Source organism: Victivallis sp. Marseille-Q1083, from assembly GCF_903645315.1.
Taxonomy (GTDB): domain Bacteria; phylum Verrucomicrobiota; class Lentisphaeria; order Victivallales; family Victivallaceae; genus UMGS1518.
This window is the reverse complement of sequence record NZ_CAHJXL010000001.1, coordinates 2068428-2092830: the sequence shown is the minus strand read 5'-3', so window position 1 is coordinate 2092830 and position 24403 is coordinate 2068428. Positions and strand designations below refer to the sequence as shown.

The window sequence follows — 24403 nt, the reverse complement described above, 5'->3', positions numbered from 1 at the left end:
AGGAATATTCATCGATCTGCCGGAAAATCGTTCGCCAGACGTTTCTTGCTCAACGCCATCTTGTCTATATCGCGGTCGAAAGGCCGGAGTAAATAGGCATACCGGTATGTCGCCCCGGGCAGAATCGTATGGGCGCGGTGCTTCTCCTGAAAAATGGAATCGCCCAAACCGGTACCGAGACCGGTCTGCTTCCGGTTCAAGCGCCACACCGTTTCCGGCCGCTGCGCCACTTCGTAAAGATGACGGACATTGGTCAAATCCTTCGGCGTATAATGCAGGACGCCCGCTTCCAGCGGAGCACCTTCGGCGATCGCCATCAGGCCGACGCCGGCCTGATTCGCCACCGCCATATAGCGCACATCGGTTTTGTTGCCGGTCTCCTGCGGCCTGGAATAATTGAAATACTGCTCGGCGACCGTGCTGCGGTAAACGCCGACATCGCAACCGGCATGGCGGTCGCTGTAATTCTCCTCCGGCCCGCGTCCATACCACTCCACCGTTTCGAATCCGGCCGGCAACTGCAGCAGCATCCCCACCTCGGGAATACGGGTTTCACCGGGCTGCGGCTCAAATGTCTGGGCAACCCTGACGTCGCCGTTGGAAGATATGACATATTCGATGGCTATCTTCGCCGCCGCCGGTTCCGGGATTGTTCCGTCAACCGTGATGGTCACCTGCTTCGGCGCTTTCGTCAGCCGAACGTCATCGACCCGGAACCGCTCCGCCGCATCGTACCACGGCGTAATCAATGGCATCAGGCCGGAATTGAGGTAGGTTTCGTTGTCGATCGGCGCCCGCCAGAAATTCGGCCGCGGGCCGGCATGGAGCAATTCGGTGCCACGATACGCGTAACGGCTCAAGGTTCCCCGGTTCCGGTCGAACTCGACGACGACATCCGGCGCCGTAACGGTAATGATGCCGCCCTCCTCCTCTACCGCCGTGAACTCCGGCAGCGACTCCAGCGCAATCGCCGGGAAATCGGCGCCGGGCAGCTCGACTTTGAACTGCTCGGAAGCGACGACATGGCCGGTTTTCGCCCAGAGGGTGTCTTCCTTCAGCCTACAACGGAGTTCCAGCCAATATTCCGCTCCCGGCGCCGGCGTCTCCGGCACGGCAAACGGAACGACGATGGTTTTCGAGTTGCCGATCGTGCCGGTCGGCGGCAGATCCAGGTCGGCGGCGGCTATCGAACCGCTTTGAATCACCCGATCGTCCTCCTTCAACAGCCAGCCGCAATCATAAGCGTCGACATTGGTGAACAGGAAATTGTTATGCAGTTCCACCGTCCGTTTGACCGGATCGAAGTTTTTGAATTTGATATCCTGATACTGTTTTCTGACTTCCGTCATTTCCGGCTGCAATGAATGGTCGGCCGCCAGCAGACCATCGTCGCAGCCGTTTTCGTTGTGCAACTTTTCGCCCCAATCGCCGCCGTAGGCGATGAAGGTTTCGGACTCGCTCTTCGCATCGCACACTTCCCGGACATCGTTCATCTCCAGCCACAATGCCACCGCGTCGTCTTCGATCCCGATCTTTTTCAACTCTTCCGGGGTAAACGCCCGCTTGTAAATTCCGACCTTGCCGACTGCGGCGCTGCCGGTCCGATCCGGGTACTGCGTATTGACGTTCACGCCAACCGGGAAATTGTTGGACCCAATCGCATGCGTCTCCTCCTGCGAAGCGACCAACTGGCCGTCGAGATACAGTTTCAGCCACTGGCCGTCATAAGAGGCGACAAACTGATGCCACCGGCCGAAGAAATTCCGCTCCGGCTCCGGCATCGTATAACGCAACGGATGCCAGGTATGGTCGTCGCCGTAGATATAAAATTCGATCTGGCCGTTGTTGTAATATTTCAAGGCATACTGGGAATCGCCTTTGCCGACCAGCACCTGATCGTTGTCACCCTGCTGCGGCAGCGCCTCCACTTCGAGGGTCAATTGCCTGCCGGTGATGTCCAGCTGGTAATTCTGTGCAAATATGACCGGGCCGGAAACCGCCTGGCGGCCGGGCTCCGGGCCGGCGGTGACGACGGCGTCCGGCGACAATTTACCTTTGAGCTCCGGATGCTTGCGGTCGAATACGGCGCGACAGGTGTCGCGCGGCACTTTTTCCACCAGGCCCTGATTGTTGAAATCCCAGATGAAACCGCCCTGGGCATGGACATTCCGTTCGAAAACATCGGTCCAATTGCCCAGGCCGCCTTCGCTGTTGCCCATCGCATGGGCATATTCGCAGATAATGACCGGTTTTTCCTGATTGTTCGCCCGGTTTTCAACCCATTCCGGCGATGAATACATCGACGCAAAAAGTTCACTGTACCTCATATCGGCTTCGAAATGAACGATCCGGTCGTCCTTCGACTTGCAGAAATCGAACAAATCGCGGAAAACGCTGCCCGGCCCGGTTTCGTTGCCCATCGACCAGAAGACCACGCTGGTCTCATTTTTATCCCGTTCGATGGTCGTATTCATCCGGTCGAGAATCACCGGCAGGCAATCGCTGCGGCCGCCCGGCACCAGCCCGGCATAGGCGTGCGTTTCCAACGGATTTTCGTCCATAACGTAAATGCCGTATTCACTGCAGAGTTCATACCAGCGCGGATTGTTGGTGTAATGCGAAGTGCGGACCGCATTGATGTTGTGGGTTTTCATGATTTCAAGATCGTGACGCATCAATTCCTCGCTCATCACCCGGCCGTCGAGTCCGAATTCATGGCGGTTGACCCCTTTGAGATAGAGGCGTCTGCCGTTGATTTTGACGATGCGGTCGGCCGGATCGAGGTAAACTTCGCGGAAACCGATTTTTTTGCTCAGGATTTCGGTGACCTCATCCCCGTCCTTCAAGTTCAACACCAGCGTATACAGATAAGGGTCTTCGGCCGACCATTGGCGCGGCGCCTTCACCGGCACGGCGAATTCCGCCGCCGCTTCATCGCCGGGCGCCGGCGACACGGACGAGCTTCCGGCAACCGCCAGCTCGCCGCCGGCATCGAACAGCAGCGCTTCCACGGTCCGGGCCGCCGGCGCGTCGGCATTGTTTGCGACATCGACCCGAAGCCGCAGAGTCGCGTCGATGAAATCGGCGTCGAATTTCGTCGCAACCTTGAAGTCGCGCATATGCACTTTCGGAACGGCATACAGAAAAACATCCCGGTAGATGCCGCTGACCCGGACGAAATCGTAATCCTCGAAATAGCTGCCGTCGGCAAAACGGAACACCTGGACCGTCAAAGTATTGCGGCCGGGCCGCAGGTATTTTCCGACGTTGAATTCGGCAACGCCGAAACTGTTTTCGCTGTAGCCGACCGGCTGTCCGTTCAGCCAGACGTAAAACGCCGCTTCCACGCCCTGAAACGACAGGAAAACCTCCTGATCCGTCCAGCCGGCCGGCAATTCGAAAGTCCGGAAGTAAGTGCCGACCGGATTGAAATTTTCCGGCGGCTCCGGAAAGTTGTTTTTTTCCACTCCGCTCCAGGCGTAATCCCAATTGGTGAAAATCGGCTTGTCCCCGAATTTCCGGTTTTCGCCGACCTGCCAATTGCCCGGCACTTCGATGGTATCCCAGGCAGCGGCGTCGACGATTTTGCCGCCGTCCGGCCGCTCGGACGGCTTGCCGGCCAGTTGGAATTTCCAGGTGCCGTTGAGATTCAGATATCGGCGGTTGGCCGGGTTGTACCGGTCGGCTTTTTTCGCCTGCTCCAGCGTATCGTACGGCATGTAGGTAGTATGCACCGGTTCGCGGTTGACTTCGAATTTCGACAGCGTCTTCCACTCCCGGCCGTCAAATCCGGCGGCCAGGCGTTCCGGCTCCAGCGGCCGCCGGAAAGTCATCTGCCCGGAAGCGGAAATTTTCTGCGCCCACGGAAATTCCGGCCGGGTGACCGTCAGGCCGCGCGCTTCCACCCGCAGCACCTGGCCGGCAGTCAACGCGAGGTTTTCAAGTTCCGGGACGGCGACATTCGAACCGGTTTTCACCACCGCATATTCCTGGTCGGCCGGCCAGATTTTCACGTCGTCGACCGTAATTCTGACCCCGGTCTGCTGCGCCTCGTTGCCTTTGGCGGCGTCATCGGCAATCAATTTGAAATTCCGGGTCTCTTCCGGCCATTGCGACTGGGCATCCGGAGTCGGACCGAATTCATAATACCCCGAAGCCGGCACCGTAAACGCCAACGCCGCAATCTGGTCATGCCCGGCATCCTTGAGCGGCTCCAGGTAGAACAGCACTTTATCCGTTTCCGGTTCGGCATAAAAGGCAACGCCGGGATACCACCAGTTGCCGTCGACATACAAATAGAGATAACCGTTTTCGAAATGACTGTCCCGCAACGTGCTCCAGGCATCATTCAGCCTGACTTGACTCGACCACGGCGAGGCAATCGAGTCAAAAGTCAGATACCCCCGGTCGGCTGTTCCGGCGGCGCTCCGGGCCTGAACGATATAATCCTTCAAGCCGAACACTTCACCCGGCTCGACCGCGGCAGCCAGCGCCAACGGCAACATCAACGACAGAAATCCGATTGTTTTCATCGCGTATCCTTTTCAGAGCAACCGCATTGTTCCAGTTAATACGAATTAGCAACTTCTCAAAAAAAATGATTCCACCGCCGCCCCGGCGGCCGAGAACTTTATGACAAAGTAATTGGGAATCTGTGAAAAGTCAACATTCCGATTTCATTTTTTCAACAAAAAATATGCTCTCCCCGGCTCCGTCATTCGACCCGGGCGAGAGCTTTCGTCCTCCGGTTCACTCCAGCACGAAAACAGCCAGCTCAAACGGCGCCAACTGAAATTCCACCGTTCCATCGGTCATCGGCCAGTCGCTGCGGCTGCCGTCGGCATTCAACCGGCTGAGTTTCAGTTTACCGGCCTCCAGAGCGTATTCCGCAACCGGCAGTACGAAACGATTGCCGATTGTCTGCCCGGAAACATTGGCCACCGCCGCCGCCAAACCGGCACCGTCCGCCCGCCGCCACAATGCGCCGTAACAGGCCGGATATTCGCCGGGAAAGCTGGTGCCGCCGTATTGAGCATTGCGCTTGAATTCCACCGGTACTTTGCCGATTGGTTCGGCAAATACAATTTCATCCACCAGTTCGCCATCCTGCAGGTAAGCGCGTCCATGTTTCCGCAAGGCGACGATTTGATCGATATAGGCCCGGCGTTTCTCATGGAACCCGTCCCGTTTGCCGGAACCGTGCAGCCATGGCAGCCAGCCGGGTTGAATTCCCCACAGCAGTGAACGGCTCATCAAAGCGGCGAACGATTCATCGGAATCCAGTTCGGTCGCCGGAGAACAAAAATACCAGGCGTATTGCCCATAAACGGCCGGCAGCGACGGAAAATCATCCGGATAAACCGCCATCCACAACAGAAAGCTGCTGATCGTATCGATATACGGCTCCGCTCCATTTTCCGTCGCAATCAACACCCGGTCGCCATACCGTTCGGCAATCGGCTGCAACATCTGCCGGTAGGCCTCCTGCCACCAGCCGCCGCCGCCGAGCGGATGGCCGTGGGCCGGATTGTAACAAAGCACCGGTGCCGCCGCGCCGATCTGGTCGATATACACGCCGTGAACCCCATATTGTTCCACCAAAGTTTCGAAGGCAGCCATGAGTTTGCGGCGATAAGCCGGCGAAGTCGGACACATCGCCGCCAGCGTGGCGCCGCTGCCGTAATCTTCGATCGTCAACGATCCGTCCGGCCGCATGGCCACGCCGGCCCGGCCGTTGTCCTCGAAATCCGGCAGTGCAGTATCCCACAGCCGCCCGTTGATGTACGGCACCACCCAATGGCCATTCCGCTGGATCTCGGCGACTGTTTCGGAGAACTCTTGCCGGGCCGGGAAAAAGTCCGGGTAATGGGTATCGAAAGGATGAACATTCCAGTTGTACCAATGGATCGCCACGTTGTCCCGGCCAACCGCCGGTTCTGCCAGGAAATTCATCCGAACCGCCGCAGGTTCCCCGAACATATTGAACCAGAGATCGATTTGGCGGGCAGCAGCAGGAATGTCGGTCCGCCCGGCCAATTTTCCCTTGGCCGTCCATCTCTGCCGCAAAGCCCAGTCGCGATACCGCGCAGTCGCCGTCCAGGGAGTGTCCGTCGCCGCCACGGCAACCGGAAATTCCGGAAAGCGCGACTGTCCCGGCACAGTGGCATCCTCGGCATAAGTGACGACATCGAAGCCATATTGCGGATTCAGACTGAAAAACTTCCGCGAAGCAGTCGGGTCATGGAAACCGAAATAAAGGCCGCCGGGCTGATTTTTCTTGAAAAATCCGGCGAATTGCAGTTGCGACTCGCAGCCCGGATAGAGGCCGACGATCGGTTCGTCGGTATAACGGCTGCCGAGATTTCCACGCGGAAACAGCATTCTTTCCTCCGCCGCATCCAAAGCGCTGCCGCGGCTGGGGAAAAGCTGTTCCTTGAAAGTGAACTCTTCGGTATGCAGCGTTGGACGAATCCGCAGTTCCACGCTGCCGTCGGGTTGCCATTCCAATGTCAGTTCAACCGAAAAAACCGCCGGCACGTCCAGAACCGGAACATCGTCCCAGTTCAGAATCAAACGTTCTCCCTCCTGCCGGAACCGGCAGCTTCCGGCCTCCCGGTTGGAAACCCAGGCGAGCGGTTCATCGTTGCGGCCGGGACGGCTGAAACAATATTGCCATAACAGCGGCCCGGTTTCGGCGGTATTCAGGAAGACGGTTCCGGCCGGTTTGTTCTCCACCCGCAACAACCCCATGCCCTGCTCCGGGTCGGCGAAAGCCAGAGTCAATTTATCGTTGCTGAAAATGATTTCCGCCAGGGCAACCGGCGGCGCCGCCGCAATCGCGATACCAATCAATCCCGCAATTGACACTATTTTTCTCATCTACGGTTCCTTCGTTTGAAGTTCAACTGAAACATTCGTGCCAATCTCTTCTCAAAAGTAATTGGGATTATCTTTCAATATCGGTTCCATGTGAACGGAGTTGTCCAGACAAAGCACGTTGCTGCCACTGGACGATGCCAGCCGGCTCGGATACTGCCGGTCATGCATCTGGCGATACTTCCCTTCCGGATAGGAAATATGATAGTCGCTGACGATCACGTTGTCGCGGGAACGTCCGAACCATCCGCTCTGCCCCCAGAAGGTTTTATTCTCCGTCAATTTGATCTGACGTTGCTGGTTTACCAAATCGGCATAGTTGCCGTCCGGGGTAACTTGAAAACCGAAATAGAAATAGCCGATCAGGGCGGTTTCGTTCCACAAACGGTCATAATCCGCACCGATCCAAACCAGATTCGGTTCATAAGAAAATGACATCGGACAGAAAAAAGAACGATAACTGTTGATATATTCGTTGACCTTATTTCTGAAATTATACTGAATTGTCCCGTAGCTGTAACTGTAGGGCAGATAATCATCGTTGTCGTCGGCGTATAATGTCAATCCCAGGCCGAGTTGCTTTAAATTATTGATGCAAACCGTGCGCTGGGCCCTGCTTTTGGCCTGGCTCAAAGCCGGCAGCAACATGCTGGCAAGAATCGCAATGATAGCAATCACAACAAGCAATTCAATCAATGTAAATTTCTTTTCCATTTTTTCCTCCAGTTCTTGAAAGGTTTTTGGTTTCCATTCGATATCAGCGAAATTTCCACTATCAATAGTATAGTAAATTTATGATGAGAAGTAAATGGATAAAAAGTAAAATGCTATGGATAAAAGAACGTTAAATTGCCAGAAAAGCAATTTTTTCATGGATAATTTTTTTATTTACCAATACCATATTGCTATTTCATATCGTTGCCAGTATGGTAGAAACGGTTTGTTTTCAATTCAGCAGGGAATTCCGGAGAGATTATCATGATTAAAACAGCCGCACCGACGGCGACACAGGCTTTTGTCTGTGACATCCATACGCTGCCGGCCATGTATCGCTCGCGACGCTATTCTTTCGGCTTGAACATCGCGATGACCAGTTTCGGCAACGGCACGAAAAATCCGAATTGCAATTACCGTTATTTTGAATTTTACGCGCTGTCGCATATGTATCACGGCCGGGGCTATTATCAAACGCCGAACGCTCCGAAGCGGGAACTCCGTCCCGGGGAAGGCATTTTGATTGCGCCCGGTTTCGTGCATTATTACGGCGGCAGTAATTCCGAACCGTATTACGAAGACACGATCTGCTTTTTCGGCTCTTCCGCCGATTATCTGTTCGAACAGGGGCTGCTGCGCAGCGGCATCCTGCCGCTCGGAGAAACCCGTCATCTGCAGCCGATCATCAAACTGGCGCAAAGCGCCTCCGTGGACGATTATTTGTCCGCCTGCGTCCGGCTGCAGGAACTGCTGCTGCAGTTCCACCGCCGGAACAGCGAGAACCCTTCGAATGACCGGCCGGAAACGGAGCGGCTGCAGGAGCTGCTGCGGGAAATCGACTCCACGCCGCAGCAATGGTGGAGTCTGCAGGAGATGGCGACCTTCGTTCACATTCCGATAACCCGCCTGCGTGCGTTGTTCCGGGAAACCACCGGTCTGCTGCCGAAACAATATATCGACCACCGTAAAATCCGCCTGGCGCAGCAAATGCTCCAGGCGTCGGATCTGAAACTGGAACAAATCGCCAGACAGTTAGGCTATCAGGACACCTGCCATTTCAGCCGCCGTTTCAAACAGCTCAGCGGAATTGCACCGGAATTCTACCGGCAACAACGAAAGCGGGAATGAGAGTTCCGGAGTCATTCCGGCGCCGGAATCCCGGTCATTTCCTTTTCCGCCCCGGCATTCCCGGGCCGGGCGGACAGTTCGGGATAAATCCGGTGCAGATAATCCCCCCAATGTCCCAGCAATTGTTCTTCGCCGTAGTGACTCAAGGCGTGTTTGTCCCAGAGCGGCCGCGCCGCCCCGGTCATCGCCGCCAACGCGGCATCGATCGCGGAAAGCCCGGACTCATCCGGTTCGCGGTAATACTCCTCCAGCAACCTGGCCGCCGCTGTCACCCGCTGTAGCAAAACGAAATATTCCCGCTGCACCGCTACCGCCCGCGCCGCCCGCGCATCGCCGCCCGCCTCTTGCTCCGCCCGGCTCAAGGCGGCATCCATGACGGCCAGCGCCTCATCCGGGATGGCCGGAAAAAAGCTCCACCCGATGTAGGTCTGTTCACCGGGGACAAAACGCATGGCCGGCACCAGGGTTTCAAAATAACGCTGCATGCTCGCTCCCGCCGGGCCGTAAAGGCCGGCGAAATAATCTTTCCGCAACGCCGCTTCGTCGATCCAGGGATTCCAGGCCAGGCGTCCTCCCAAATAAATGAGATAGGCATCCGGCGCCCCCCAACATTCCGCCGACTCCTGAACCGATCCCTTCACCTCCAATTGTGAGAAGAAACGAAAAGCGGCAGCCAATGCTTCGGGTTCGGCCATCTGCAGCCCGGTATGCAGATAATGATAGGTGTAGATCGCCAGATTGCCCCGGGTCAGGCGGCTCCATTCCAGCAGTTCGGGAGCGCACTTCGTACTCCACGGCTCTTTTTCGGGAAAACCGTCGGTATAATAACAGTAGAGCACCCGTACGCCAGGAGCCGGGACCTCCCGGCGCGGCGGCCGGGCCGAAAAACTGTAGGCAAAAGTAATCACCCCTTTGTCAGGCCATTTTTCCTGGATCAAACGACAGACCCGGTTGGCCAGATAGATGTTGCGGTCGGAACTCTCCGAAAACTTTCCGGCGGGGGTCGGCGCGATCGCCTCACATGCCGGGCACTGGCACCACAGCGCATAGCCATCCTCCTGAAAAAGCGGAAAGAACTTTTCCTGCGGATTGGCTGAAAAATACTCCCCGGCCTTCTCCGCCAACAACCGCTGCACTTCCGGGTTGCTGACGCACAACTGCGACTCCTCCACCTGCCATTGGCCCGTAGCGCGGTTGAAAGCGAAATATTCCGGATGGCTGTCACCGTAGACCGCCGGCGGTATCAGCAGATGGAAGTTGTGGCCCGGAACCCACTGCATCCTGAGATAGCCGCCGCGCTGCCGGTAGAACTTCTCCACACCATCCGGCTGATCGGTTTCAAAACGTTCCAAAGCGATATTGAAGCGATTTTTCACCGCCCAATCGGCCATCGCCATTCCATGGGTCCGGAAGTCCTCCCGTCCCCACCAACTGCAATAGTGACTGCGCCGCATTTCCATGGCCGGCGCCGATTCATCCAGGAAACCCGGCAGCGTCAGTTCAGACCGCGACGGTACTACTTCGCCGTAGTCAAAGGGGGCGAACCAGCGTACCCCCGCCGCCTTTTCCAGAAAGTCGTAAACTCCGTAGAGCAAGCCCCGGGGCGAATCTCCGACAATTTCAATCTCCTCCCTCGCGCCCCGGCTGCGGAACCCATCCTTCCGGCCCTGCAGATCGGCTGAAAGCACGATCGCCTTCCCCGCCGTCCGCTCGACCACCGGAAACGTCGCACCGGTGACCTGCTGCAGGTACTTCGCCAGTTCGGCGGCGGCAAAACACACCGTCTCGTCCGCCCCTTCTCCAATCGCGATCGACCACTCGCTTTGTCCTCCGCGCGCCAGAACGATCGACACCTCCGGCTGCGTCTCCCGGAAGCGAAACGGGGCTTCCAGCGGATGGTTTTCCACTCGGCCCTTCAAACGCCGCAGTTCTTCCGAAAGCGGCGCTTCCGCCGCGGTCAACACCGGAGGCTGGAATTCGATTCCGGCCGGAACATCGGAAAAGAGCTTTACAGCCGCGAGCTCTCCCCCCTTGGCCAGGTCGGGTTCCCGGCCCGGCCGGTCGCGCCAGTAGCCGAAACAGCCGTCCTGCGGCAATTCATTGCCCCGGTTCAGCGCCAGCCGGTACTCCCGCCACTCCGGCCCCACCGCCAGATGGGTCGCGAAAGCATTCTCTTCGCCGTTCAACCGCCGCTTCAGCCACAGGACAATCCGGTGACTGCCGCCGTCGGTGCTGCGCATCTGCAATGTCAAATAGCGGAAGTCATCCAATCGGACGCCTTTTTGCGGGGTTCCGGCCAGACTGCCGGCGGCGCCGCTGCCGGGCAGCTCAACCGCCACCGCCTCGCCGGCCTTCTCCATCCGGACTTCCGGCACGGACGGATGCCACTCCAAAGACAATTCCGCCGCCGACGCCGCCATTCCGACAATCCATACCAACCATAAACTGATCAGTCTCATCCGGCTCACCAGTTGTCCAGTTGGTAGTTCTGATCTTTCTGGTCCGCGACGTGGCCGTCGCCCCAGGTTACGTTCATGCCGCCGGCGTGAGCGGCGTAATCGTTGCTGCCGATTTTGCCCGCCGAAATTTCATCCTGAATCATCAAAACGCCAAAGAAGAAGCTCTCCGTGGCATTATGCCGCCACCAGTACTGCCAGGTATCACCCGCGACCATGATCTCGGCAGGCGAATGATTTGCCAATGCCGCCTGCGTCACCAGCGACCGGTCCCGGCCGGCAGGCAGGTAGGAGTCACCGATATTGCCGCTGTACCCCAGGTAAGGGTTATAACCGTAGCTCATCGGCAGCCGGGTGTAATACCACGCCTCGTGCCCTCCATCCGAACCGCAGGCAAAGACGGTCGGCGAATGCACTGTCGTCGCATACTGAGTGCCGCTGTACTGGTCGATCAGCTCTTCGTGCCACGGCGCCCAGGGAATCCGGGAATTGGCCACATAAGGCGGCAGCAGGCAGTCGGCGTTGTCATCGGCATAGAAAAACCACATCAACCCGATCTGCTTCAAATTGTTCTTGCACTTGACACCCTGCGCGGCAGCGCGCGCTTTGGCCAGTGCCGGCAGCAACATGCTGGCGAGAATTGCTATGATAGCTATTACTACCAACAATTCTATAAGTGTAAATTTTTTCATCATTCTTATCCTTTCCTGTAAATTATGGGATGATTTTGTTTATGACTTTTCTCCTTCGGCCGCCGCAGGCTCCAGAAGATTGATCGAAGTGCTCGACCAGTCGATCGAGAGCGTACTTTGCGGCCGGCAGCCGCAACTGCGTCCCAAGTGGAGCGCCGGCAGCAGCACTTCGGGAACGACCGGAGTTTCCCGGTCCAGTTTCTTCATCATCATGTGGCACATGGAGAAGGCCACACGCTCCACCGGCTGCACCACCGTGGAGAGCGGCACGGCCAGATCCTCGACATAACGCATGCCGTCGTAGCCGAAGACCGCGATATCCTCGGGCACCCGCAAGCCGCGCGATGTCAGATACTTCATCAGCTTGACCGCATAATCGTCACAACTGGCGCCAATCGCCGTGACCTTTTCCCGGTCCACCGCCCGGTCGATCGCCTCACGCCATCGCGGCGTCGGAAAGACCTTGATCAACCACTCGTCACGCGCGTCAATGCCGGCTTCGGCCAGAGCGCGCCGCCAGCCGGCCAGTTTGGCGTCGCTCCTGCCGGTGTCGGGATAAAGATAACCGATCCGGGTATGGCCATGCTCGATCAGATGACGCACCGCCAGCCAGGCGCCATATTCCAGATCGATCCGGATATCCGCCGCACCGCCGCTGAAAACCACCATCGGAGTTCCAGCGTCCGCCATCGGCAATTTCAAGTCAAAGCCGTAATCGGCGATGATGATTCCATCGACGCCGCGGGAGACAAATTCTCCCAACAATTCCTCCTTCCAGGCATCGGTCACCTGGTAAAAGGTGCGGTACCCCAGCATCGCCAGTTCGTTGCAGACCAACTGCATCAATTCGGCAAAAAGCGGCACCGAACGCACGCATTCCACTACGCCGATGGTCCGCGACCGGCCGCCGTGCAGCATGCGGCCGGCGTGATTGACCCGATACCCCAACTTGGTCGCCGCGGCAAAAATCCGCGCCCGCGTCGCCTCGCTCACCTTGTTCAATCCGCTGCCGCTGAGAACATACGAAGCTGCGCTCACTCCGACATTCGCATGCCGCGCGACATCTTTCAAGGTGACTGCCATATCTTGTTGACTCCGTTTGGTGAATCGTTCCACTAACTATTATAGCAAAAGCCGCAACATTTGTCAATAGGTCTGCCGAAAAAAATGAAAATTTTTTTCAGGAAGGGTCGTTCCATTTTTTCAAAGCCCATCCTGAAAATTACCTCTGTTTTAATAATTTTTTGACGAAGCATCCCAAAAACAGCGGAGCCGCCTTGTCCGTAAACGCAAGGCGGCTCCCTGAAGGACGCGCCGGAAAACTCCGGAACCGTCGCCGCTCCATCCGGCGTTCAGCTCCGGCTCCCGCCGGCAACTTACGGGAAAATCAAAGCCATGTAACGGAAATCGTCGTAGAATTTCTGGCGGTCTTTGGTATCGGCCACATGGCCGTCGACATAGAGGGTATTGGGCTTGCCATGCCGGACGGCGGCTTTCAGCAGCCGGTCCATATGGGCGTTGCCCCAGTACGGCGTCATCCAGGCGACCGAACCGTCGCCGGCGGCAACCGTATCGGACGGACCGTAAGTGCTGTCATGGGTGTTCTTTACCGCTTTCGTTCCATAAACGTCCGTATAACCCGGATCGATATGGACCTGCCCGGAAACGATGTAACCGCACCGTTTCGGCGCCTGGGTTCCGCCGTTTTCGTCGATCCCGACAAAACTCCAGTTCCCCAGCTCCGGCGCGGCGCCCCACATCGGCGCCGCGTCGATATGGTTGTCGATCCCCGCCCACCTGCCCGCCGTGACCGCCGCTGACGGACATTCCATCAAACTCTCGTCCGCGCCGTAAAACTTGATCATGAAAGCCGGCCAGACGAAACCATCGCTCCAGACATTCAGCGCTTTGCCCGGCTCGGAAACGGCCGCCGGCATTTCATAATCGTCGAAATCATTGGCATAAAAGACAAAAATCAAACCGGCCTGTTTGAGATTGCTTTTGCATTTGACCGTATTGGCCGCTCCTTTGGCCTTGGCCAACGCCGGCAGCAGCATGCTGGCTAAAATAGCGATGATCGCAATAACGACCAGCAGTTCAATCAATGTAAAAATCTTTCTTTTCATTTGTTCTCCTTTCGGCTTTCCTGATTCGGGCATGACATTGACCATTCAAAAAACAACTCAAAATAAAACTATGCTGTTTTTCACATAACCCATTTTGTTCTTTCTTATAGTATAGGAAAAAAAATTGGAAAAATCAACCCTTCAATCAAAAATTTTCCATAAAAAATGCTATGGCAGGCGCAAAAAACATACAATTGAGTTGTTTTGTCAATTTTGAGTTGTTTTGCCAAAAACGTCGACTACGGAATCCCCTTCCTCCAGATAAAATCCGACCGAATCGATCGCCTGGAAATGCCGGTCGTCGCGCACCCGGGCAAAGAAATCCCAGGCCAGCCGGGCGATGTCCCGCCGGGAATAGACCAGCGTGGTCAATTTCGGGTGAAGTCGGCTGCGGTTGAAGCCGCCGAGCGAAATCAATGAAACATCCCTGCCGATCCCAAGGCCCTGCAGCGCAAAAAAATGATAGACCGGCACGGCGAAATGATCGGAAATCACCAGCGCCGTCGGTTGTTCCGCCGAGCGGAACATCACATTCAGGCGCTCGAAAATCACCTCCTCGTCATAGGAATAATGCTGCACCCACTCCGGCCGGACCCGGAAACCGTGTTCCGCCATGGCGCGGTAATATTCCTCGCGCCGGCAACTGTCGACATAGGAGGTGAATCCGGCGTCGACGGTATGAATCAGACCGATTCGGGTGTGGCCGTGCCGGATCAGATACTCCATTTGAAGCGTCACGGCGCCGAGCGGATCGACGACCGCCGCGCCCGCGGTCGGATAGTAACGCGGCAGCAGCACGATATGATTGACCTGCGCCAGCTCAAACACTTTCGGAATGTCATTGTGATGCGGCAGCAGCAGGATGGCGTTGCGGATATTCTGCCGTTCGATCAACTGCTGGTAAGCGCTGACCGGCGCGTGATAGTTGACCCGCTGAATGCGGATGCTGAAATTGCGCACGGTTCCCTCCGCCAGCAGACAATTGACCAGGTCGCCGACGAACAGGGTCGGATCGTCCAGATACCCCAGCTCGGAGCAGGCGACCAGGTCCACCACCATATCGTTGGCCGCCGGCGCCGCCGAAGAGCGGTAAACCCCGGAACGGGCCTTGACCGTCAACTGCTGTTCGGCGGCCAGCTCGCGAATCGCGCGTTCGAGCACATTGCGGCCGACGCCGCTTTCCCGCATCATCGTCCGCATCGGCGGCAGCGCCTCACCGGGATTGAGTTGTTTCAGTTGCCGGGAAACATATTCCGTCGCCTTACGATGTTTTTCCGCCCGGCGGCCTTCGGTTGTCATGGGCATTCCTCTGGATGAAACGATTGATTTTCCTTTATATTATAGAACATTTCCAGTCGAAAGAAAGCGAATCAACTCAAAAAAACAGCTCAATTTTTCAAAAATCCGCGGCAAGGCAACTCAATCATCGACCGGCCGGCGCCGGAAGTCGGTCGATGTCATCCGGAACTGTTCCCGGAACAGCCGGCAGAAGTATGCCGTATCTCCAATCCGGCAGCGCTCCGCCGCCGCATTCCAGCCGGACCAGCGAACCGCAACGCCGGTGCAGCGTCCCGAACCAATGGTCGGCTTCCGTTCCGGTCAGCGCTCCGGATATAAATAGTAAGCCCGGGCTTTTTCCTGAAAATCCCGCAGCGGCTGCTGCCAGGCTTCGACCATCGTCCGGTAGGGAACCCGGTCGGAAAACTGCTGCTGGAATTTGGGAGAGCCGGTGATGTTGGCGAAGAAACGCATCCGCTCCGCTGCCGGCCAGGCAAATTCCGGCCGGCTGAAAATATAAGACATGATCGCATAGGAAATTTCCTGCGGCCGCAGCCGGCGCATGTCGGTGACGTGCAATTGAACGCCATGCAGGTCCTGCTGGGCGAAAAAACCGTTGGTCGGCCGGTAATGAATCGGCCGGAAGACGATCCCGGCGAAATTCCGGGCATTCAGGTAATCCGCCATGTCGTCGGCCGGCAAATAGGGTGTGCCGACCACCTGGAACGGCAGCGTCCAGCCGATGCCGGTGTTGACCGCGCCGAATTCGCCGAACGGGCAGGTGATCGGGTAACAGACCGCCGCTTCGACCGACGGGATGTTCGGCGAAGTCGGCACCCAGATCAAGCCGGTCTCTTCGAAGGTCATCTGCCGGGTGTACCCTTCCATCGGGATGACCGTCAAGCGGCAGTGGATATTTTCCTCCTCATTCAGATAACGCGCCAGTTCGCCGGTCGTCAGGCCGTAGACGAACGGCACATCATAGAGGCCGACGAACGAGGTACAGCCGGCGTCGACGCCCGGACCGTCGAGGCCGAGCGGCAGCAGCGGATTGGGGACATCGAGGACGATGAACTCCTTATCCTGCCGCGCCGCCGCCCGCATGCAGATCGCCATGCTCCAGACATAGGTGTAGCAGCGGCTGCCGACGTCCTGAATGTGATAGATCAAAACGTCGAGATCCTTGAGCACTTCCTCGGCAGGCCCTTTGCCGTCGCCGGAATAGAGCGAATAGACCGGAATGCCGGTGCGCTCGTCAATTTGGTTGTCAATGGCCCGGCCGCCCTCGGTATTGCCGCGAATGCCGTGTTCCGGGCCGAACAGCGCCGCCAGTTCGACGCCTTCGGCGGCATGGAGCAGATCGGCGGTGGAGCGCAGCCTCGAATCGACGCCGGTCGGATTGGTGATCAAACCAACCCGCTTGCCCCGGATTGCATCCAGATGTTTTTCCAGAAAAATTTCCACCGACGGTTTGAACCCGGCATCCGCCGCCGCCAGTCCAGAGATCAATGCAGTCATAAGAATCACTACCGTAACAATTTTTTTCATATTGTTTGTTTTCTTTCCGTTCCAAATATAATCAGCCGCCATGACGATATCAAGGCAAAACCGACGATTTCCCGCCTCAGCCGTCTCGAAGGGTTCGATCCCCGCATAAACCGGCGGCAAACCATCGCCGATCCATCACCGTATCTTTCCCCTCCAATGACATTCAGCGGATATTCCGGACTTATGCCTGTAACTATAATTTACCGTAATACACTTTGCAAGCACGGCATTGCGCCGTCTGAAACATTTATAAAATCGATTGTAAAAAAATCTGAAAAATTATTCCATCAACCTCCGGGGGAGGTTGACAAATGTTCAAAAATTTGCTATAATTCAAAAAAGAATAAAATCGTTTTTATTAATTTGTCGCCAACTTGCATTCCGGAGGATGAAATGGGAACAAAAGGCATTACCCTGAAAAACATAGCGGATGCCTGCGGCGTCTCGCCGTCGGCGGTTTCCAGAATTCTGCAATACGACGACAAACGCTACAACGAAGCGACCCGGCAAATGGTCCGGGACACCGCCCGCCGGATGAAATACCGGCCCAATCTGCTCGCGCAGGCGGTGCGGACCGGCAAAACCGGGGTGGTCGGCATCCTGATGCGCCGCCACGGCGACGAGGCGGATTTTCCACCCGGTCTGGTGGCCGGCATCAATACCACTTTCCTCGGTGCCGGTTATCAGGTGCTGATAGCCGGGGTGACCCAGCGGGAAATCGATCGCCGGGAACTGCCGGCGATGATCACCAGCGGCCTGGCGGAGGGCGTTCTGACTTACGGCTTTATCACGGAGCCGGATTATCTGGAGCTGCTGAAGGAGGCGGCGCCGCTGCTGGTAACGCTGGAAGACCGGTGTCCGGCCGGCGGTTATTGCGTCATTTTCGACGAATACCAGGCTGGCGTCGTGGCGGCCGAGCATTTTTTCACCTGCGGCTACCGGCAGGTCGCCATCATCGACACCTCTGACGACGTGGAGCGCCACCGCTTGCGGGTGGCCGGCTTCTGCGACCGCTTCCGGGATTTGTGGCAACAGAAGTTGGACATTCCGATTTTCCAGGATTATGCCTGGAGCAACAAAGCCGGAGCCGCCGCCGCCCGGCAGATCGTCGCCTTGCCGAAGCGGCCGGAGGCAGTCATGGCCATCAACGACTATTTCGCCATTCATGCCATGATGGAATTTCAGTTGGCCGGCCTGCGGGTGCCGGATGATATCGCCATCGCCGGCATCGGAGGAGAGCAATTGTTTGTCTACCCCACCCTGTCCCGCGCCCATCTGCCGAAGGCCAGGCTCGGGCTGCTGGCCGTTCAGAAGGTACTCAACTTATTGAACGGCAAAGAAACGGAGGAGGTCACCAAATTGCCGATCGCTTTCGAACCGGGGTTGTCGACCCGGTTGAACGCAAGCCGCCCGGCCGGTTGTTTCGGCCGGAAACGGGCAGAATTTCAGGAACCGGCTTGATTATTTTTCGGAAAAACCAGGAACATTGGCGGGTAAAAGTTTTCATACAAGATAGCATAAAAACCCAAAAACATCGAAGAAAGGAAGTGTAACATGAAAAGAAGTTTCACATTGATCGAACTGCTGGTCGTGATTGCGATCATCGCCATTCTCGCCAGCATGCTGCTGCCGGCGCTCGGCAAGGCCAAAGCGGCGGCGATGAACGTCAAATGCAAGGGCAATTTGAAACAGCTCGGCCTCGGGCTGGCGATGTATACCGGCGACAACGATGAAAGCCTGCCGCCGGGATGTTTGTGGAATTTGCCGAGCGGCGACATGAAGTTCTGGTTTTCCGATCTCTGCCGCTATATGGGCGGCAAATTCTACAATGACACCGCCGCCCAGGAAGGCTGGATCAACATCTGGGACGCCAATGAAGCGCCGCCGGTATTGGTCTGTCCAGCTGAAGGCAGCCTGGTCGCCCAGGGCGTCGAAAACGTCGTCTGCTACGGCTGGGTATCGCTCGACTTCGGCGGCAACGGCTGGATGGCCGAAAAGCCCTATGGATACGGCACCAAGGTAACCAGCGTTTCCAATCCGTCGGGCGCGACGATCATCGCCGATTCGCCGAACCACGCCGATGTCGCCTATGAACAGGACCTGTACAGCCTGTTCAACAACTATAACAACTGGTACAGCACCGTCGATGCCGGCCGGGTGCCGATGCGGCACAGCCGCGGCAGCAGCGTCGGCGCGATCAAGTTCAACGGCTGCCGGGTCGACGGCAGCGTCCACGACGTCTCCGGGACCCAGATGCTGATCAACACCTGGAATCCGGACGGCGGCGCCGACAACTGCTGGAGAGACCGCAATACCGACGGCTCGTTCAGGTAATCGCGGGGCCATCCGTCTTTCACCGTTCCCGACGGGCAGATTGGTTCGCCGGGAACTATTTTGTCGTGACAATTCTTAATTTTACGGAAAAAAAATCAATGCTCAGACACTGGTTGATTGCGGCGCTGGCGCTGCTGGCGGTCCGGACCGCAGCGGAAAATGCTTTTCATCAGGAGGCCGTCGGCTTCTGGCAGCCGGATCCCCGGCCGGGCCGGAACTTCATCGTCAATTCGGCGATGGACCACCGGGCGGAAGGCTGGACGCCGTGGGGTGACGGTTTCGAAGTCCGCCGGGAAGCCGACGGCAACGAATATCTGTTCCTCGCCAATCCGGCCGCCGACGGCACGTTCGGCGCCATGCAGGAAGTGGTGCTGACCGAACCGGAAAAAGGCGTCTGGCGCTTCTCCTGCCGGACCAAAAACAACGGCGTCAAAATCGGCACCAGTTTTCCTTATTACTATGCGCTGCGGGTTGACGCCGTTCTGGCCGACGGGACCAGCTTCCATGAGATGGAGATGCAGTTGCCGCGCCGGGAAGCCATCGCCGAATGGACGACCTTTACCAAGACAGTCCATATCCCGCGCGAGGTCAAATCGTTCAAACTCTATATCCTGCTGCAGAATGAAACCGGCGAAGTCGCTTTCGACGACGTCAAATTCGAACTGCTGGAGCCGGAATTCGAATATTTCAACGTCGCCGGCGATTACCTCGGCAGCGGTACGCTGGCGGTGCGTGCCTATGCCCAGCAGGCTGATCGCTGGCAATTGAGCGTTCGCGACGCCGACGGCAAAGTGCTGGAGGAACGTTCCGGCGAACAGATGCCGCTGCGCAGTTCCTTCACCGGCCTGCCGACCGGCCGGCAACTGACCGTCACCCTCCGGGCGTCCAACCTTTCCAACCGGAAAAGCTGGGAGGAGAGCCGGGAAGTGACGCTGCAGCCGGACAAACCGGCGGCGGAATTGCTGTTGTGGACCGAAAACAGCATGGAACGCCTCTATCCGAGCGCCCTGCCGCGCCGGTCCGACCGGTTGCGTCACGCCGAGTTGATGCTGGCGCAGGATGAATACGAAGCCTTTCAGCTTCTGGCTCTCGCCGACCGGCCGGTGTCGAACGCTACCCTCTCCTTCGGCGAATTCACCGCGGCCGACGGCGCCGTTCTGCCAGCCGGGGCTTGGGAATGGTTTGAAGTCGGCTACTTTTTCGCCACCGATCAACTGCGCTATCCGGGGTTGCCGGAATCAATTCCGGACTGGACGCCGGACGCGCTGCTGCCGGTTGAAGCGAGCAATATTCCGGCCGATTTCGCTCAGAGTCTCTGGATCAGCTGCCATCTGCCTGAAGGCGTCCAACCCGGCGTTTATCGCGGCACGGTAACGCTGGCTGCCGACGGCATGGCGCCGCAGAACATCGATGTCGCGGTGGAAGCCCTGCCTTTCGCGCTGCCGAAGCGCGGCTCTCTGCCGACCAGCTTCACCAACCATACCCGCTACTGGGACAGCGATCACCTGCGTCAATTGTATGATGAGAAAGATTTTCCGACCATCTACCGCCACAGCGACCAGTTCACGATGGCCCACCGGGTCAGTCCGGTCAGTTTCTGGGATGAACATCTGATCGACTACGATTTCGATGTCGCTCCCTATCAAGACCGGCTGGAAGCGATCTGCCTGCGCGACCTGAATGCTCCCTACATCGGTTATGTCTGGCAGCCGGAAAAAATGAAGATGCCGACCGAAGCGGAGCTGGCCGAATACCGCCGGAAACTGCAGGCCGACGTCGGGCCGCTGGTTGAGCGGATGAAGCAGGACGGCTTGCTCGAATACTGCTATTTCATCGGCTTCGACGAAGTGGCGCTGAGCAAACTGCCGATGGTGCGCGCCTATTTTCAAATTGCCAAAGAATTGTTCCCGGAAATTCCGATCATTTCGACGCTGCGCATCCCGCGGACCGACGAGGCGATGAAGGATATCTTTCTCGACGACCTGGTGGTCTTTCTGCCGCGTTACGACCTGGCGGAAGCCGAGGCGCTGCGGTCGCAGGGCCACCAGGTGTGGGCTTACGTCATGGCATCGATGGCCGACCAGTACCCCCAGTTCAACACCCACAATCCGTTGATCGATTCACGCATCCTGCCGTGGATGGCCTACCAGCAGCGGCTGGACGGCTTGCTCTACTGGGGCGTCAACCTCTGGTGGCCGCACAAGGGCGAACCGTTCGTCGATCCGGCCGCCGGCCAGTTCGTCAACTGGAGCATGTATAACAACTATTCGCCGTGGATTCACGGTGACGGCCGCCTGAGCTATCCGGGCCCGGACGGACCGATCGACTCGCTGCGCTTCTACAACTTCCGTGACGGTCTGGAGGATTACGAGTACCTGAAACTTTATGAAAAAGCGTTCGGGCAAGCGGCCGCCGGGGAGCTTTGCCGGGAAGTGGTCACCGGTATCGAAGAATATACCAAAAACCCCTGGCAAATTTACGCTGTACGGCGTAAATTGGTGGAAACCCTGATGAAGGAGGGAACCCGAGAATGAGCATTTCCTGCAAATGTGCGGCCGCTGTCGCCGCTGCCGTCACCACGATGACCGCCGCCGGCGCGGAACCGCTGGTGAAGCAATTCGTCCTCAATGACCTGAGATCCCCGGAGGCGATCGCCCGCTGGGCGGTGAATACCGAAGCGGCGCCGGCCGAAATCAGTTTCGTTCCCGACGGCAGGCTCGGCCAGCCGGGGTGCGCCGAAGTGCTCTGGCCGGGCGGCGCCACCCAGCCGTTCATCATGCTCACCGGCGACACGCTGCCGTTGAAGGATTGGAGCGATTACGATTATTTGTGCATGGAAGTCTACAACCCCGACGACGCGGTCCAGCCGTTTTACATGCTGGCGACGACGCCGTGGGCGGCCGGCGGCGCCATCGCCTGGTCGCAGGAAACCGACGCGCCCGGCTGGGACTGGTCGTGGCAATTGTTCATGGAGCCGGGACGCTCCACCCTGCGGATTCCGGTCAGGGACGCCACCCGGAATCTCCGCGACGTGCAGATTTTCCGGATCGCCAATGAAACCCAGAAGCCGACCCGCTTCCAGTTGGCCGATGTCCGGCTGGAAACCGCCGATCCCCAGGTGCTGCTGACGGAGCTGCTGGCCGACCTCGAAGCATTCCAGGCCAGAATGACCGCCGCCGGTCCGGCCGCCGAAGCCCTGCAGCCCGGCGTCACCCGATTGCTGGGCGATGTCGCCCGGCTGCGGGAACAACTGGAACAGGCGAAAGCGCGCGGCGGCTGGGCCGATGAGGCGGAATCCCGCAACTGGCGGCGCGCCGCCGGCCTGGCCCGGGAACGGTTGGAAGATATGGAAAAACGCTTCCCGGTGGTACTGTTCAACGCAGCGGTCGGCCAGGAAATCTGGGGCGCCTGGCATTACGGCTGGACCCACGGCAGCGTCAAGGTGTTTCGCCATGACGAGCAGCCGTTCGCCGGTGAAATCGGCGGCACGGTCAAGCTGGAACTCGCCGCCAACGAAGGAGAAGGCGTCCAGGTGGTGGTTCGCAGCCGCCGGCCGCTCCGCAACGTCAAGCTGAACGCCGCCCCGCTGCGCAGCGCCGATGGCGCCGTCATCGCGCCGGAACAGTTGAATATCGCCCCGGTCGGTTACGTCAACACCATCCGGCCCTATTACGACGTGCCGTTCACCGGCTGGTATCCCGACCCGATCTGCACCTTTCTCGACGGCTTCGAGCTGCCGGAAGAGACCTGGCAGCCAATTCTGGTTGACGTCCGGACCGCGGCCGACCAGCCGGCCGGCCTCTACCGCGGCAATCTGACCTTGACTGCCGACGGCATGAAACCGATCGAAATTCCGTTCGAGGTGACGGTGTACGACTTTGCCATTCCGGTCAAACATCATCTGCCGACCGCCTTTTCGGCCGGTTTCGAGTTTTTCGGTCCTTATTTTCAAACGCCGGAGGAGCGGGAGCGGTTCCTGCAGTACTGTGCCGATCAATGTTCGCTGGAAGATTTGCAGGAAGGCACCCCGGCTTACCGGGCCGCCGTCGCCTACGAAAAGACCATCGACCTGATGCTCGAACACCGTATGGCGCTGGACAACATTTATTCGCCGTTCCCGCCGCGGCTCGAATGGCTGAAAAAGCTGAAGGCCAACGGCATCGACCGTTTTTCGGTTCTCAACTACAGCGGCCAGTTCGATCCGGAAACCGGCCGCCTGACGCCGGAATCCAAACAGAAATTTTTCGACGATCTCGACGCCATTTTGAAAAAGCTGGAAGCGGCCGGACTGCGCGACATGGCCGAAGTTTACGGTTTCGACGAATCTCAGCCGCGTTATTTCCCGGCATTGAAGGAAATCACCGATGAAATCAAGGCGAAATATCCCGATTTGCCCATCTCGACGACCGCTTATGACCCGACTTACGGCGGTGACGGCAACGAATTGACCTCGATCGATATCTGGTGCCCGCTGCTGCCGCACTTCGAAACCAATCAGGCGAACATTCAGGCGGCCCGGCAGCGCGGCAAGAAAATCTGGTGGTACATCTGCTGCAACCCGAAGGCGCCGTATCCCAACTGGTTCGTCGAATACCCGACCGCCCAGGCCCGGCTGGTGATGGGAGCCATGCCGTGGAAATATGATGTCGAGGGCTTTCTTTATTACGCGATGATGCTGTGGCGCGACCACTGGGACGCCACCGCCCCGGACGGCACCCCGAAACGCTGCGGCACGACGATGGCCCGCTATATGACCACCGGCCCGCTGACCGACTTCAACGGCGCTTCGCTGAACGTCTACAGCGGCGACGGCGAACTGGTTTATCCCGGTGCCGACGGACCGGTGCCGACGCTGCGCCTGAAGGCGATCCGCGACGGCCTGGAGGATTATGAATACCTCTGGCTGCTGCGGGAAGCCGCCGGCCAGGCGCGCAATGGCGCGCAAAATGTGCCGGCCGGCTGGCTGGAACGGGCCGAACAGGCGTTGACCGTGCCGGCCGCAGTGGTCAAAAATCTGCGGGAATTCGACAATTCCGGCGACCGGCTGCTGGCTTACCGCCGCCAGATCGCCGAACTGCTCAATGAGTGGAAGGCCGCGCAGCAATAAAAAAACACGCCGAGGGCAAATGATATAATAAAACAATTTGCCCATGGCGTAAAATCTTCTTTTCTGCTATGCCGGCGCCGGATTGTCCCGGCGCCGGCGGTTTTATTTTCCCGGCACTTGACAGGAAACCGCTGCATCGCTATA

At 57.9% G+C, this 24403-nt stretch carries 14 protein-coding genes; 5 read left to right on the top strand and 9 right to left on the bottom strand.

All coding sequences use genetic code 11. The features are described from left to right. Window positions 1-8: 8 nt before the first annotated feature. The 3 genes from HWX74_RS08495 to HWX74_RS08485 all read right to left on the bottom strand — a co-directional run bounded on the left by HWX74_RS08495 (window position 9) and on the right by HWX74_RS08485 (window position 7590). Window positions 9-4532 carry a glycoside hydrolase family 2 TIM barrel-domain containing protein gene (locus HWX74_RS08495; protein ID WP_176013133.1) on the bottom strand — a complete coding sequence of 1508 codons (4524 nt, stop codon included), beginning with the start codon at window positions 4530-4532 and terminating at the stop codon, window positions 9-11. 217 nt (window positions 4533-4749) lie between these two features. After that, window positions 4750-6879: a DUF6259 domain-containing protein gene (locus tag HWX74_RS08490; RefSeq protein WP_176013132.1), complete on the bottom strand. Its 2130-nt coding sequence runs from the start codon at window positions 6877-6879 to the stop codon at window positions 4750-4752. Window positions 6880-6930: 51 nt separating this feature from the next. Continuing rightward, window positions 6931-7590 carry a type II secretion system protein gene (locus HWX74_RS08485; RefSeq protein WP_176013131.1) on the bottom strand — a complete coding sequence of 220 codons (660 nt, stop codon included), beginning with the start codon at window positions 7588-7590 and terminating at the stop codon, window positions 6931-6933. A 264-nt stretch (window positions 7591-7854) separates the two neighbouring features. Here HWX74_RS08485 and HWX74_RS08480 point away from each other — a divergent pair, with 264 nt between their 5' ends. Beyond that, the gene (locus HWX74_RS08480; RefSeq protein ID WP_176013130.1) at window positions 7855-8718 is read left to right on the top strand and encodes an AraC family transcriptional regulator; all 864 of its coding nucleotides are present in this window, start codon (window positions 7855-7857) and stop codon (window positions 8716-8718) included. A gap of 11 nt (window positions 8719-8729) precedes the next feature. Here the strand turns inward: HWX74_RS08480 and HWX74_RS08475 are convergent, their stop codons facing one another. From HWX74_RS08475 to HWX74_RS08450, 6 genes are all read right to left on the bottom strand, one after another. Beyond that, complete coding sequence (locus tag HWX74_RS08475) at window positions 8730-11177, bottom strand: DUF4838 domain-containing protein (RefSeq protein ID WP_176013129.1); 2448 nt, start codon at window positions 11175-11177, stop codon at window positions 8730-8732. 5 nt (window positions 11178-11182) lie between these two features. After that, the gene (locus HWX74_RS08470; protein ID WP_176013128.1) at window positions 11183-11869 is read right to left on the bottom strand and encodes a type II secretion system protein; all 687 of its coding nucleotides are present in this window, start codon (window positions 11867-11869) and stop codon (window positions 11183-11185) included. A gap of 36 nt (window positions 11870-11905) precedes the next feature. Next, entirely contained in the window at window positions 11906-12949 is a 1044-nt protein-coding gene (locus HWX74_RS08465) for a LacI family DNA-binding transcriptional regulator (RefSeq protein WP_176013127.1), read from the bottom strand. A gap of 293 nt (window positions 12950-13242) precedes the next feature. Next, window positions 13243-13992: a type II secretion system protein gene (locus tag HWX74_RS08460; protein ID WP_176013126.1), complete on the bottom strand. Its 750-nt coding sequence runs from the start codon at window positions 13990-13992 to the stop codon at window positions 13243-13245. A gap of 207 nt (window positions 13993-14199) precedes the next feature. Beyond that, window positions 14200-15291, bottom strand: coding sequence for a substrate-binding domain-containing protein (locus tag HWX74_RS08455; RefSeq protein ID WP_176013125.1), 1092 nt, complete (start codon window positions 15289-15291; stop codon window positions 14200-14202). A gap of 300 nt (window positions 15292-15591) precedes the next feature. Further along, window positions 15592-16818 (bottom strand): exo-beta-N-acetylmuramidase NamZ domain-containing protein, encoded by a 1227-nt coding sequence (locus HWX74_RS08450; protein ID WP_176013124.1) that lies wholly within the window; start codon window positions 16816-16818, stop codon window positions 15592-15594. Between the two features lie 393 nt (window positions 16819-17211). Here HWX74_RS08450 and HWX74_RS08445 point away from each other — a divergent pair, with 393 nt between their 5' ends. From HWX74_RS08445 to HWX74_RS08430, 4 genes are all read left to right on the top strand, one after another. Then, complete coding sequence (locus HWX74_RS08445) at window positions 17212-18279, top strand: LacI family DNA-binding transcriptional regulator (protein WP_176013123.1); 1068 nt, start codon at window positions 17212-17214, stop codon at window positions 18277-18279. Between the two features lie 93 nt (window positions 18280-18372). Next, window positions 18373-19152, top strand: a complete 780-nt coding sequence (locus HWX74_RS08440; RefSeq protein ID WP_176013122.1) for a type II secretion system protein — start codon at window positions 18373-18375, stop codon at window positions 19150-19152. A gap of 98 nt (window positions 19153-19250) precedes the next feature. Continuing rightward, complete coding sequence (locus HWX74_RS08435; RefSeq protein ID WP_176013121.1) at window positions 19251-21686, top strand: DUF4091 domain-containing protein; 2436 nt, start codon at window positions 19251-19253, stop codon at window positions 21684-21686. Continuing rightward, complete coding sequence (locus HWX74_RS08430; RefSeq protein ID WP_176013120.1) at window positions 21683-24259, top strand: DUF4091 domain-containing protein; 2577 nt, start codon at window positions 21683-21685, stop codon at window positions 24257-24259. Before HWX74_RS08435 ends, HWX74_RS08430 begins: the two co-directional genes overlap by 4 nt. Window positions 24260-24403: the final 144 nt, after the last annotated feature.